The organism is Pseudomonas sp. Pseusp49, from assembly GCF_059491875.1.
In genome coordinates this window covers 6,422,129-6,435,238 of sequence record NZ_CP168514.1, presented here as the reverse complement: position 1 = coordinate 6,435,238, position 13,110 = coordinate 6,422,129, and the positions used below count along the sequence as shown (strand labels likewise).

13 protein-coding genes are annotated in these 13,110 nt (G+C 60.8%); 4 read left to right on the top strand and 9 right to left on the bottom strand.

The window, feature by feature from the left end:
* Positions 1 to 22 precede the first annotated feature (22 nt).
* Complete coding sequence (locus ACEN83_RS28795; protein ID WP_495579004.1) at positions 23 to 1,240, bottom strand: MFS transporter; 1,218 nt, start codon at positions 1,238 to 1,240, stop codon at positions 23 to 25.
* A 170-nt stretch (positions 1,241 to 1,410) separates the two neighbouring features.
* The gene (locus ACEN83_RS28790) at positions 1,411 to 2,607 is read right to left on the bottom strand and encodes a class I SAM-dependent rRNA methyltransferase (protein WP_007978942.1); all 1,197 of its coding nucleotides are present in this window, start codon (positions 2,605 to 2,607) and stop codon (positions 1,411 to 1,413) included.
* Between the two features lie 272 nt (positions 2,608 to 2,879).
* Here ACEN83_RS28790 and ACEN83_RS28785 point away from each other — a divergent pair, with 272 nt between their 5' ends.
* Positions 2,880 to 3,749, top strand: a complete 870-nt coding sequence (locus tag ACEN83_RS28785) for an HDOD domain-containing protein (protein ID WP_495579003.1) — start codon at positions 2,880 to 2,882, stop codon at positions 3,747 to 3,749.
* Positions 3,750 to 3,791: 42 nt separating this feature from the next.
* Complete coding sequence (gene mutM, locus ACEN83_RS28780) at positions 3,792 to 4,604, top strand: bifunctional DNA-formamidopyrimidine glycosylase/DNA-(apurinic or apyrimidinic site) lyase (protein ID WP_495579002.1); 813 nt, start codon at positions 3,792 to 3,794, stop codon at positions 4,602 to 4,604.
* Positions 4,605 to 4,691: 87 nt separating this feature from the next.
* Here the strand turns inward: mutM and ACEN83_RS28775 are convergent, their stop codons facing one another.
* From ACEN83_RS28775 to ACEN83_RS28755, 5 genes are all read right to left on the bottom strand, one after another.
* Entirely contained in the window at positions 4,692 to 4,943 is a 252-nt protein-coding gene (locus ACEN83_RS28775) for a YfhL family 4Fe-4S dicluster ferredoxin (RefSeq protein WP_003195146.1), read from the bottom strand.
* Between the two features lie 206 nt (positions 4,944 to 5,149).
* Complete coding sequence (coaD, locus tag ACEN83_RS28770; RefSeq protein ID WP_007975368.1) at positions 5,150 to 5,629, bottom strand: pantetheine-phosphate adenylyltransferase; 480 nt, start codon at positions 5,627 to 5,629, stop codon at positions 5,150 to 5,152.
* Positions 5,630 to 5,744: 115 nt separating this feature from the next.
* On the bottom strand, positions 5,745 to 7,340 hold the full coding sequence (locus ACEN83_RS28765; protein WP_495579001.1) for a GMC family oxidoreductase: 1,596 nt from the start codon (positions 7,338 to 7,340) through the stop codon (positions 5,745 to 5,747).
* A 132-nt stretch (positions 7,341 to 7,472) separates the two neighbouring features.
* The gene (locus ACEN83_RS28760) at positions 7,473 to 8,018 is read right to left on the bottom strand and encodes a twin-arginine translocation pathway signal protein (protein ID WP_495579000.1); all 546 of its coding nucleotides are present in this window, start codon (positions 8,016 to 8,018) and stop codon (positions 7,473 to 7,475) included.
* A gap of 28 nt (positions 8,019 to 8,046) precedes the next feature.
* A complete protein-coding gene (locus ACEN83_RS28755) occupies positions 8,047 to 9,477 on the bottom strand; it encodes a coniferyl aldehyde dehydrogenase (protein WP_007975371.1) in 1,431 nt (476 codons plus the stop codon).
* Positions 9,478 to 9,622: 145 nt separating this feature from the next.
* On the opposite strand from ACEN83_RS28755, the gene ACEN83_RS28750 reads away from it, so the two are divergent.
* Positions 9,623 to 10,294 (top strand): TetR/AcrR family transcriptional regulator, encoded by a 672-nt coding sequence (locus ACEN83_RS28750; RefSeq protein WP_007975372.1) that lies wholly within the window; start codon positions 9,623 to 9,625, stop codon positions 10,292 to 10,294.
* 34 nt (positions 10,295 to 10,328) lie between these two features.
* On the top strand, positions 10,329 to 11,183 hold the full coding sequence (locus ACEN83_RS28745) for a sulfurtransferase (protein ID WP_218481154.1): 855 nt from the start codon (positions 10,329 to 10,331) through the stop codon (positions 11,181 to 11,183).
* 96 nt (positions 11,184 to 11,279) lie between these two features.
* On the opposite strand, the gene ACEN83_RS28740 is transcribed toward ACEN83_RS28745, so the two are convergent.
* Positions 11,280 to 12,107, bottom strand: coding sequence for an AraC family ligand binding domain-containing protein (locus ACEN83_RS28740; protein WP_495578999.1), 828 nt, complete (start codon positions 12,105 to 12,107; stop codon positions 11,280 to 11,282).
* Between the two features lie 3 nt (positions 12,108 to 12,110).
* Positions 12,111 to 13,103, bottom strand: a complete 993-nt coding sequence (locus ACEN83_RS28735; protein WP_495578998.1) for a hydrolase — start codon at positions 13,101 to 13,103, stop codon at positions 12,111 to 12,113.
* Between the last annotated feature and the right edge of the window lie 7 nt (positions 13,104 to 13,110).

Genomic DNA, 13,110 nt, shown 5'->3' with positions numbered 1-13,110 from the left:
GCGGGGTATCAGGTTCCCCGCGTTATCGTTGACGACCATCGCGAGCAAGCTCGCTCCTACAGGAAGGGCGGCGATTGATCAGGGTATTAAGGCCGAGCGCCACCGCGCTGAGCAGCAGGAACGCCAGTGCCAGGGTCGTTTGCAGATCTATACCACTTAGATTGATCAATGCGCTGGTCAAGCCGCCAAAAATGAAAACCAGTGTGTTCCCGGCCGACGCCGAAGTGCCGGCGTTGTCCTCAAACACGTCCATCGCTTTGGATGTGGCAATGGGGCGGGCAATGGTCGTGCCGGCGGTGCAGATGATCATCGGCACCAATACCGTCAGGATCGAAAGTCCAAGCCTGCTTGCGAGTAAAAGCATCACCACTCCCGAGAAGAAAATCAGGCCCAAGCCGACGATGATTTGAGTATTGGGTGTTATCCGGCTGGAAAGCATCCGGGCGGCGATGCCTCCAATGATATAAGCCGCGCCATAGAGCAGAAGGGTCAGGGAGAATGCATAGGGCGACATGCGTAGCTGATCCATGAAGATCAACGGCGAAACGACGATAAAGGAAAAATGGCAGGTAAAAGCGATGGCCGCGATCAACCAATAGCCCAAGAAGCTCGCATTGCCACACACCCGACGATAGGCGTGGAAAATGTTCTGGCGTGAGGTCACGGCAGGTCGCTGGTCTTCCAGCATGAAACACGCCTTCAGAAACACGACGACGGCCAAGGCTATAAACAGGAAAAAGCTACCGGGCCAATCAAGTGCTTGCTGCAAGACACTGCCCAACAACGGCGAGACGGAAATGAATACCCCGCTGGCAGTGACCATCAGAATCCGCAGCCGATCCCGCTCCTTGCCTTCAAACAGATCCTGGACCAGCGCCTGCGACAGCACGAAGCAACCGCAGCCGATGGCCTGCAGCATCCGAAAAAACAGAAACCAGACGTATTCGGAGGTCAGGATGCACCCAGTTGCACCGACAATCGATACCGCCATACCCGCCAGTAATAGCCCTTTTCGGCCGATAACATCGGATAGGGGGCCGATCAGTAGCTGAGACAGAGAGATGCCGACAGCGAAGAGGCTGATGGACAGGGAAATATCCGCAGTCGTGGTCCGAAAGTGTTTGGCCAGAGCGGGAAAGGAAGGGAGCAAAACATCAAGGGGAAAGACGCTCAGCAGCGTCATGGTCAGCAGCAGTAGAATGGCTGATGATTTTTTTGCAGTGTCTTCTGAGTGTGTCATCAGCCCATTTACTCGAACTTTGCGAGGAGTCGAGGATTGGTTTGATGGCGGGCGAAGTCAATCTGCTGGGCAGTGGGATCGTTCCTGATCAGCTGTAGGAATGTTCTTGTCTGTGTTGGGCGGGGCATCGCTCCCGCACTGGTTCAGCCCAGTACGGGAGCGCCAGCGTTTTAGCTGTTTGGCAGCAAGCGGCAAGTAATGCTCTTGATGTAACGGGTTTCCGCAATCGCCGGATGCACCGGATGATCCGGCCCCTGGCCGCCACGTTCCAGCATCTGGATATTGCGGTCCAGGTGGCGGGCGCTGGTCAACAGGATGTTCTGCAGGTCGTCTTCCGGCAGGTGCATCGAGCAGGATGCGCTGACCAGGATGCCGTCCTTGGTGAGCAGGCGCATGGCTTGCTCGTTCAGGCGGCGGTAGGCGCCTTCGCCGTTTTTCATGTCTTTCTTGCGTTTGATGAACGCCGGCGGGTCGGCCACGATCACGTCGAAGCGTTCTTCGCTGGCTTTCAGTTCTTTGAGGGCTTCGAACACGTCACCTTCGATGCAGGTCATTTTCTCGGCGAAGCCGTTCAGCGCGGCGTTGCGCTCGACGCCGTCAAGGGCGAAGGCCGAGGCGTCGACGCAGAACACTTCGCTGGCGCCGAACGCGGCAGCCTGTACGCCCCAGCCGCCGATGTAGCTGTACAGGTCCAGCACGCGTTTGCCTTTGGCGTACGGCGCCAGGCGTGCGCGGTTCATGCGGTGGTCGTAGAACCAGCCGGTTTTCTGACCCTGGATGACTGGCGCTTCGAATTTCACGCCGTTTTCTTCCAGCGCGACCCACTCCGGCACCAGGCCGAACACGGTTTCGACGTAGCGGGTGAGGCCTTCGGCGTCACGGGCGGCGGAGTCGTTCTTGAACAGGATGCCGCTTGGCTTGAGCACTTGGGTCAGTGCTGCAATCACGTCGTCTTTGTGGGCTTCCATGGTCGCCGAGGCGATCTGCACCACCAGGATGTCGCCGAAACGGTCGACCACCAGGCCTGGCAGCAGGTCGGAGTCGCCGTAGACCAGGCGATAGAACGGCTTGTCGAACAGGCGCTCGCGCAGGGACAGGGCCACGTTCAGGCGGTGCACCAGCAGCGATTTGTCTAGCGGCAGCTTGATGTCGCGCGACAGCACTCGGGCGCAGATCAGGTTGTTCGGGCTCATGGCAACGATGCCCAGCGGCTTGCCGCCGGCGGCTTCGAGGATCGCCTGGTCACCGGCCTTGAAACCGTGCAAAGGCGTAGCGGCTACATCGATTTCGTTGCTGTAGACCCACAAGTGACCGTTGCGCAGACGACGGTCGGCGTTGGCTTTGAGGCGCAGGCTAGGCAGGGACATGTCGTCGCTCCGGAAAAAAGAGCGGGAGTATAGCGTGTTGGGACCCCGGATTGGCCTGCAAGTGGACATGTGGCGAGGGGGCTTGCCCCCGTTGGGTCGCGAAGCGGCCCTGAAATCTGCAACTACGGTATATCAGACACATCCCATTCGCCTGCTTGGCGGCTGCTGCGCAACCGAACGGGGGCAAGCCCCCTCGCCACAGAGTGCGATTTGGTATGTCGGATCCAACTTCATAAAGGTTAGAATCGCCGTCTGACCCAGAGTGTGTACCTATGTCCCAAGAGCTGACTTCCGAACAGATCCAACAAGCCCTGCAGGGCATCAGCGTACCGGCCCAGCCGCAGATCATGGTGGATTTGCAGATGGAGCAGTACATGCCCGACCCGGATCTGGAAGTCATTGCCAAGCTGATATCCCAGGATCCGGGCCTTTCCGGTTCTCTGCTGAAGATCGTCAATTCGCCGTATTACGGGTTGAGCAACAAGATTGCCTCGATCCAGCGCGCGGTCAATCTGCTGGGTAGCCGCTCGGTCATCAACCTGATCAATGCACAGTCGATCAAGGGCGAGATGAATGACGACACCATTGTCACCCTGAACCGTTTCTGGGACACCGCTCAGGACGTGGCCATGACTTGCCTGACCCTGGCCAAGCGCATCGGCGTTGAAAGTGGCGACGAGGCCTATGCCCTGGGCCTGTTCCACGACTGTGGCGTGCCCTTGATGCTCCAGCGTTTCCCCGACTACATGGGGGTTCTGGAGCAGGCCTATGCCAACGCCAGTGCCGAATGCCGGGTGGTGGACACGGAGAATCAGGTGTTCAATACCAATCACTCGGTGGTCGGCTATTACACGGCCAAGTCCTGGCGTCTGCCGGAACATGTGAGCGCGGCGATCGCCAATCATCACAATGCGTTGGCGGTATTCAGCGATGAGACTTCGCGCAACAGTTCGTTGAAGAACCTGTTGGCGATCCTGAAAATGGCCGAGCACATTTGCGCGTCGCATCGGGTGCTGGGCAATCAGGCCGAAGATCACGAGTGGAACAGCATCGCGCCGCTGGTGCTCGATTATGTCGGCCTCTCGGATTACGACTTCGAGACGCTCAAGCAGACGATCCGCGACCTCGGCACTCATCGCTGAGTGTCGGACCTTTCCAGGCCATGCGCCTGATCCGAGAGCACCATGCCTGAATTGCCAGAAGTCGAAACCACCCGTCGCGGCATCGCGCCGTACCTGGAAGGCCAGCGCGTCAGCCGGGTGATCGTGCGAGATCGCCGTCTGCGCTGGCCGATCCCCGAGGACCTCGATGTGCGCCTGTCCGGCCAGCGCATCGTATTGGTGGAGCGGCGCGCCAAGTACCTGCTGATCAACGCCGAAGTCGGCACCTTGATCAGCCATTTGGGCATGTCAGGCAACTTGCGCCTGGTGGAGGCCGGGTTGCCGGCGGCCAAGCATGAGCATGTGGACATCGAGCTGGAGTCGGGCCTGGCCCTGCGTTACACCGATCCGCGGCGCTTTGGCGCCATGCTCTGGAGCCTCGACCCGCTCAATCACGAATTGCTGATTCGCCTGGGGCCGGAACCGCTGACCGACCTGTTCGACGGCGAGCGCCTGTTCCAGCAGTCCCGTGGCCGTTCGATGGCGGTCAAGCCGTTCATCATGGATAACGCGGTGGTGGTGGGCGTCGGCAATATCTACGCGACCGAAGCGTTGTTCGCCGCTGGAATCGACCCGCGTCGTGAAGCCAAGAGCATTTCCCGTGCGCGGTATTTGAAACTGTCCATCGAGATCAAGCGCATCCTGGCGGCTGCCATCGAGCGCGGCGGTACCACGCTGCGGGACTTTATCGGTGGTGACGGTCAGCCTGGTTATTTCCAGCAGGAACTGTTCGTGTACGGCCGTGGTGGCGAACACTGCAAGGTCTGTGGCACGGGGCTGCGGGAAGTGAAGCTGGGGCAGCGTGCCAGCGTTTTTTGCCCGCGTTGTCAGAGCTGAAAGTCAAAAGATCGCAGCCTTCGGCAGCTCCTACAGGGGAATTGTGTTTTCTGTAGGAGCTGCCGCAGGCTGCGATCTTTTGGTGCGTCAAGCCTTGCCGGTAATCTTGCGGTACTTCTCCATCAACTGTTCTTCAGTCTCCGGATGGGCTTCGTCCAGTGGAATGCAATCCACCGGGCAGACCTGCTGGCACTGCGGTTCGTCGTAGTGGCCGACACACTGGGTGCACAGGTTCGGGTCGATCACGTAGATCTCTTCGCCCTGGGAAATGGCGGCGTTCGGGCACTCGGGTTCGCAGACGTCGCAGTTGATGCAATCGTCGGTGATGATCAGGGACATGCTAACTCCAGCCGGGGCGGCAGGCCCGGGCGCAATAAACCAATGCGTACAATTGTGCCGCATTGGCGCCTGTGTTGCACGCAGGGGCGACGCACTGTAGGAGCCAGCTTGCTGGCGATGAAGCCGAGAACGCCGCGGGGTGTCAGGTTTCCCGCGTTATCGTTGACGTCCATCGCGAGCAGGCTCGCTCCTACAGTATTGCGGGGTTATTTCTTGAATCGCTCGGTCAGTGCGTCCGCCACCGCAGGGTGTACGAACTTGGTGATATCGCCACCCAGGGCCGCAATTTCACGGACCAGCGTCGAGGAAATGAACGAGTAACGCTCGGACGGGGTCAGGAACAGGCTTTCCACATCCGGCGCCAGTTGGCGGTTCATGTTGGCCAGCTGGAATTCGTATTCGAAGTCCGACACCGCACGCAAACCACGCAGGAACACGTTGGCATTCTGCTCTTTGGCGAAATGCGCCAGCAGCGTCGAGAAACCGACGACTTCAACGTTCGGCAGATGTTTAGTGACCTCGCGCGCCAGTTCCACCCGTTGTTCCAGAGGAAACAGCGGGTTTTTCTTCGGGCTGGCCGCGACGGCGATGATCACGTGATCGAACAGGCGCGAGGCGCGTTCGACCAGATCGCCATGGCCCTTGGTAATAGGGTCGAAGGTACCTGGGTACAACACTCGGTTCATCGCGTCGTCCTGGCGGGAATCCGTTGGGGAGTCGGATGGTATCGCAGCCTTCCCGGTCGGCCAAGTCGCCTGTTGGGTAAGAAAGCACTATAGACGATGGGAATAATCGTCATTTTCATGAGTTTTTTAAACGCTCGGCCAGGGAAGTCGCCAGTTGTGCCGTCAGTCCGTAGACCGACAATTGCGGATTGGCGCCAATGCTGGTGGGGAACAGCGAGCCGTCGTGGATCGACAGATTGCCCAACTGATGGTGTCGGCCGAGGCTGTCGGTCACTGCGTTTGTCGGGTCTTCACCCATGGCGCAGCCGCCCATCACATGGGCACTGCCCAGGCGTGTGCGGTACAACTCCAGGCTCAGGCCATCGATCAGCGTACGGGCTTCGGCGAGGGTCTTCACGTAACGGGCGTCGGCGTGCATCGGCATCACGGCCCTGGCGCCACCGGCAAACTGGATCTCGGCCATGGTATGAAAGGCCCGGCGCAAGCCGTCCCAAGCGTAAGGTGAGAGCTGGTAATCCAGCACCGGTGTGTCGTCGCTGCGCAATTCGACGCTGCCACCGGGGCTGTCCGGGTGAAAGCCGTCCCGTAGCAACGCCAGCATGGCGTGGGTGTGGGGCAGGTTAGCCATGTGTTGCGAATTCTCCTGGCCGAAACCGCCGAGCAAGGTGGCGGCCAGCGCCGGATGCAATGGCGGGACCTCCAGTTTGAAGGACATTTTGCCGGTTGTGCCGTCCTGCCACTGGAAATGGTCGGAATAGATCGACTGCGGCGCGCCGTAGAACGGGTTGACGACTTCGTCGAACAACGCGGCGGACATGTTCACCGGATGCAGGAACGTACGTTTGCCCAGGCGCTTGTGCGGGTCGGGTGCCCCGGAGCGCATCAGCAAGGCCGGGCTGTTGATGCCGCCACCGGCCAGCACGAAATGCCGCGCCTTGACCGTGATGGTGCGCCCGGTCGGTGCGACGCAGCGTTCATCCATCGCCGAACAGTGCAGGCCGGTGATCTTGTCGCCGCTGATCGTGAGTTTTTCGGCGCGGGCCAGGTAAAGCAGTTCGCCGCCTTTTTCCAGGGTCGCCGGAATGGTGGTGACCATCATCGATTGCTTGGCGTTGGTCGGGCAGCCCATGCCGCAGTAACCGAGGTTCCAGCAGCCGCGAACGTTGCGCGGGATGACGTGCCAGCTGTAACCCAGTTCCTGGCAGCCCTTGCGGATCACATCATTGTTGGCGTTGGGCGGCACCATCCAAGGCGCGACGCCCAGGCGCTGCTCCATTTTCTCGAACCACGGCGCCATGTCCGCCGGGCTGTGACCCTTGACGTTGTGCTCTTTGGCCCAGTGTTCCAGGGTCGGTTCCGGGGTGCGGAAACTGGAGGTCCAGTTGATCAGCGTGGTGCCGCCCACCGCCCGGCCCTGGAGGATGGTGATTGCGCCATCCTTGCTCATGCGGCCGATGCCTTCCTGATAGAGGCTGCTGTAGGCCTGGTCTTCGAGCAGCTTGAAGTCGCTGCTGGTCTTGAGCGGGCCTTCCTCGATCAGCAGCACTTTGTAACCGGCCGCGCTGAGGATTTCGGCGGTGGTGCCGCCGCCAGCACCGCTGCCGATGATCGCCACGTCTGCTTCGAGTGTCAGGTCCTGGGTCAGTTGTGAGCCGTTGTAGGTTTTCCAGCCTCGGGCCATGCCTTCGCGAAACGGATCGGGTACGGGCATCTTCGGGTTCTCTTTTTATTATGGTTCAGGTGCTGTGGTGATAAGACTGACGCCTTCGCGAGCAAGCCCGCTCCCACAGGGGCACGCGGTCAATGTGGGAGCGGGCTTGCCCGCGAAGGGGGCGACTCGATTTCAGACAGTAGGCGGCCCGGGATACCCGCAATGCGCCCACGATTCCTTGCGACCGTACCAGGCCATCATCACCAGTTGCAGCAAAGAGCTGTGGCCCATGCGCAACAGGCTCAACGAGCTGTTTTCCCAACGATCGAGGAATTGCCGGATATCGTCGGCGCTGGCGTTTGCCCAGCTGCCCCAGATCCCGGTCAACGGTCCGCGGGTGACGGCCATGCCCAGCACATCGAACAGTTGGCGGGTCAGTTTGAGCATTTCCGGCGACAGACGCGCGAGGTTGTAATCCAGGCTTTTGAGTGTGCCTTCGACAGCCTCGGGCATCCGTTCGGAGGTCACGGCGCCGTCGAGCATGACCGGAATCAACGCTCGCAAGAACAGCAGGTCGCCGCTGCGCAGTGTGACGAAGCCACTGGCCGGGGCGCTCGCCGAACAGCCGCTGAGGCTGGCGCCCAACCCGGCAGTGGCGAGAAAGGCGCTGGCGCCGAGGCTGAATTTAAGCAACCCGCGCCGTGACAGCGCGGGTGTATCGGACAGACTGGGATTCATTCTTGTTATTTCCCGGCGGTGATGATCGTTAGCGGATGAACAGCTTCTGGATCAGCTTCTGGATCGATTTGCCATACGGCGGGTAAATCAGTTTCGCCGCGTTGAACCGCTGCTTGATCAAGACACCCTTGGCCTTGCTGAAGGTCAGGAAGCCTTCATGGCCATGGTAGTGACCCATGCCCGAGGCACCGATGCCGCCGAACGGCATGTCGTCCTGGGCGACGTGCAGCAGCGTGTCGTTCAGGCACACGCCGCCGGAGTGGGTTTCGTGCAGCACGCGCTGTTGTTCGCGCTTGTCGTAGCCGAAGTAGTACAGCGCCAGTGGGCGCGGGCGTTGATTGATGTAGGCAAAGGCCTGGTCCAGATCCTTGTACGGCACGATCGGCAACAGCGGCCCGAAGATTTCGTCCTGCATCACCGTCATCTCGTCAGTGACATTGAGCAGCAGGCTATGGCTCATGCGGCGACCCTGGCCCTGGTCGAACAGCGGCATCAGCAGCGCACCCTTGCTGGTGGCGTCGCTGATATAGCCGTTGAGGCGCGCCAGTTGTCGCTCATTGATGATCGCGGTGTAGTCCGGATTGTCGGCCAGCGTCGGATAAAACCCGCGGACGGCAGAGCGGTAGGCTTCGACGAAACCGCCCACGCGATCCTCCGGCACCAGCACATAGTCCGGGGCCACGCAGGTCTGGCCGGCGTTCAGGGTTTTACCGAAGGCGATGCGCTCGGCGGCGTCCTTGAGCGGTACATCGCGGGAAACGATGGCCGGGGACTTGCCGCCCAGCTCAAGGGTCACCGGGGTCAGGTTTTCCGCAGCGGCGCGCATCACGTGTTTGCCGATGCTGGTGGCGCCGGTGAACAGCAGGTGATCGAACGGCAGACGTGAAAACGCCACGCCAATGTCTGCCTCGCCAAGGACCACGCACACCAGGTCTTCGGGGAAGATGCGCGCCAGCAGTTGCTTCATCAGCAGGCCGGTCGCGGGGGTCGACTCACTGAGCTTGAGCATCACCCGGTTGCCCGCCGACAGCGCGCCGACCAACGGACCGATGGCCAGGTACAGCGGGTAGTTCCACGGCACGATGACCCCGACCACGCCCAGCGGTTGGTAAACGACTTTGGCAGAGGCGGGCTGGAAAGCGACACCGACCTTGCGCCGCGAAGCTCGCATCCAGCCCTTGAGGCGTTTGCTGGCGTAATGGATACCGTGCAGGCTGGGCATCAGTTCGGCAACCAGGGTTTCATCGGCGCTGCGATGGCTGAAGTCCTGGCTGATCGCGTCGATCAAGGCCTGGCGTTCGCTGTTCAATAAATCCTTCAGGGCCTTGAGCCATTGCTGACGCTGCGCGGCGGGTGGCATCGGGTTGGCGGCGTAGGCAGCACGCTGGGCGTCAAACAGGGCCTGAAGCTCTTCCAGCGGCTGCTGTAGGTTTTGCAGGTAGGAAATGTCAGCAGTCATGGTCGGCTCCGGATTTATTGTAATGAAGTACTTTTTAGAGTCTATGCTCTAAAAAGTCAAATGACATCCTGGAACAGCTTTGTTTTATCCGCTCGCGGATAGATCTAAGATGCCCGTCAACGCACTCTGAATTTAAGCTCAAGCCATGGCCCCACGGATCAAAACCAGCGAGCGCATCGTGCAGAACAGCCTGGAGCTGTTCAACCAGCAGGGCGAGCGCAGCATCAGTACCAACCACATTGCTGCCCATATGGAAATTTCCCCGGGCAACCTGTACTACCACTTCCCTAACAAGCAGGCGATCATCGCCGTGCTGTTCAGCGAGTACGAAAGCCTGGTGGACAGCTTCCTGCGCCCGCCCCAAGGGCGCGCCGCCACGGTGGAAGACAAACGCTTCTACCTCAAGGAGCTGCTGTCGGCGATGTGGCGCTACCGCTTTCTGCATCGCGATCTCGAACATTTGCTCGACAGTGATCCGGACCTGGCCGACCGCTATCGACGTTTCTCCCAGCGTTGCCTGATCCAGGGGGCGGCGATCTACGAAGGTTTTGTCGCCGCCGGTATCCTGGAGATGGACAAAGTGCAGATCGAATCCCTGACGCTCAATGCCTGGATCATCCTCACGTCCTGGGTGCGCTTCCTGTGCACCACGCGGGAAAACTCCAGCCACTTGAGCGAACAGGCCATTAAACGCGGGGTTTATCAGGTGCTGGTGCTGGAAGCCGGGTTCGTCACGGATCAGTCCCGCGATGCGGTCAAGGCCTTGTTCGAAGAGTTTTACGTGCCCCTGGCCCAGGCGCTCGAGGAAGTGTCGTAGGATCGACGTCTGATAAAAATCACAGGAGCCCGTTATGCCCATTGCGCAACTGATCAGCCCGCAAGCACTGGACCTGAAAAAGGACCAGGCGGGGCTGGTGATTCTGGATTGTCGTTTTGCCCTTGAAGACCCGGATTACGGTCAGCGCAGCTATGCCGAGGGGCACATCGCCGGTGCGAGCTACGCCGACCTCGAGCGTGATCTGAGTGGCGTGGTGGTCAAGGGCGTGACCGGGCGCCATCCGCTGCCCGAGCCTGCGCAACTGATCGAGCGCCTGCAGGCCTGGGGCATCAACGCCGATAGCGAAGTGGTTCTGTACGACGACGGTCCGGGGGCCTATGCGGCGCGGGCCTGGTGGTTGCTGGCCTGGTTGGGCAAACGCGACGGTGTATTTATCCTCGATGGCGGTCTCAAAGCCTGGCACGCGGCCGGTTTGCCGCTGAGCCTGGATGCGCCGGCGATTACTCGTGGATCCTTCACCGGCAGTCCTGACACGGCATTGCTGATCAGTGCCGAACGGCTGCAAAAGCGCCTCTCCCGGCCGGAACTGACCCTGCTCGATGCCCGCGCACTGCCGCGTTTCAAGGGGGAAGTGGAACCGATCGATCCGATTGCCGGGCACATTCCTGGCGCTCAATGTGCGGCGTTTACCGACAATCTGGGCAGTGACGGGCGTTTTCTGCCGGCCGATCAGCTCAAGCAGCGCTTTGCCGCAAAACTGGGCGATCGTTCGCCGAAGGATCTGGTGGCGTACTGCGGTTCCGGCGTGACGGCGTGCCACAACCTTTTTGCGTTGTGTCTGGCCGGTTATCCGTTGGGTTCGTTGTATGCCGGGTCGTGGAGTGAGTGGATCAACGAGCCTGCGCGGGGCATAGCCACAGGCGAATGAGGCAAAAGCAGGATCAAAAGATCGCAGCCTTCGGCAGCTCCTACAGATGTACTCATACCATGTAGGAGCTGCCGAAGGCTGCGATCTTTTAGTTTTTTAAAGCCGAGCTGTGCGATACGCCCCCGGTCCAACCCCATACACCTGCTTGAACTGTCGACTCAGGTGGCTCTGGTCGGCAAACCCCAGCTGCATGGCGACGTCCAGCGGCAGACAGCCACTCTGCAGTAACGCCCGCGCCCGGGCGATGCGCTGTTGCATCAGCCAGGTGTGCGGCGGCATGCCGGTGGCCCGGCGGAACACCCGGGCGAAATGGAAGGGCGATAGGTTGACCGCCGCCGCCAGCGTCTCCAGTGAGGGCGGTGCTGCCAGTTGCGCGTGTAGCAATTCCTTGGCCAGGCTCACGGCCCGGTGTTCCTTGCCGGGTTTAGCGGCATCGGGTACCGCCGCATGACGCTGCAACAGCGACAGCACCAGTTCGCGCCAGACCGTTTGTTGCTGCAAGGCGGTGGCGGGGCTTTCCAGCAAGCGATGGAGTTGGCAGAAGCCGTTCACCAGATCCTGGTCGCGATACAGCGTGGCACCGAAAGCCGGCAGGTGGTGGGTCGGCAGTTCGAGTTCGGCCAACAGCGAGGTTATCTGCCCGCTGTCCGGATAAAACGCCCGGTAAAGCCAGCCATCCTCGGTGCCTTTGTGGCCGGTATGCAATTCGTCGGGGTTGATCAGCACCAGCGTGCCGCTGCCAGCCAGGTGTTCGGCACCGCGATAGCGATAACGCTGGGCACCGGCCATGATCATGCCGATCACATAGCCGTCATGCACATGCGGGGCAAAACGATGATCGATGTAGCGGGCGGACAACAACTCGACCCCGGCCAGGGGCGGGGTTTGCCAGAAGTGGATTGACTCGCCCTGGTCAGCGTCCATGACTCAGGCGCGCCCTGTGGCGGCCAGCCACTCGGGGATGCGCCGTTCAAGGTAGTAACCCGGTTGCCTGAGCGTGCCGTCGACGAAGCCGACATGCCCGCCCCTGGCTTGCAGCTCGAATTGCGTGGATGCGGACAACTCATCGGCGTGCGGCAGGCTGTGGGGAAACACGAAGGGATCGTCGGCGGCCTGAATCATCAAGGTCGGCGTACGAATCTCGCCGAGGAAGTAGCGGCTCGAGGCGCGGCGATAATAGTCCTCGGCATCGACAAAACCGTTCAGCGGTGCGGTAACCCGGCCATCGAAATCCCAGAACGTACGCATGTTTTCCAGCGAGCCGAGCGCAGCCAATGCGGCCAGTCCATCCTCGCGTCCGTCGTGCTGGAACTGTCGCTGTTTGTTCTTGATGTAGGCGACCATCTCGCGCATGAAATGTGCCTGGTAAACCTTGGAGAAACCCTGGCCGATGCGGTCGGCGCACTGGTCCAGGCGGAACGGCACCGATACCGCAACGGCGGCCGTCACGCCGCTGTCGCTGCCGGTTTCGCCCAGATGCTTGAGCAGAACATTACCCCCGAGGGAGTAACCCACCGCAAAGAGTGGTGCGAGAGGTCGTTTGGCCCGCAAGTGTTTGATCGCTTCGGCCAGGTCTTCACTGGCACCGGAATGGTAGCTGCGTGGCAGCAGATTGGGTTCGCCCGAGCAACCGCGCCAGTTCAGCGCGACGCTGGCCCAGCCCCGGTCACCCAGGGCTTTTTGCAGGCCGGCGACATAAGGTGAATTCGAGGACCCGGTGAGCCCATGCAGCACCAGCACCAAAGGCGCGTCGGCGCTGTGCGGACCGTGCCAGTCCAGATCGAGAAAGTCGCCATCTTCAAGCCACAGGCGTTCGCGTTCGCGGCCGATGTGCACGGTTTTACGCCACAGCGGCCCCCACAAGGTTTGCAAGTGCGGATTGCCGAGGCCGAAGGCTGGGGTGAACGGTGACTGGGCCATTGCGGGG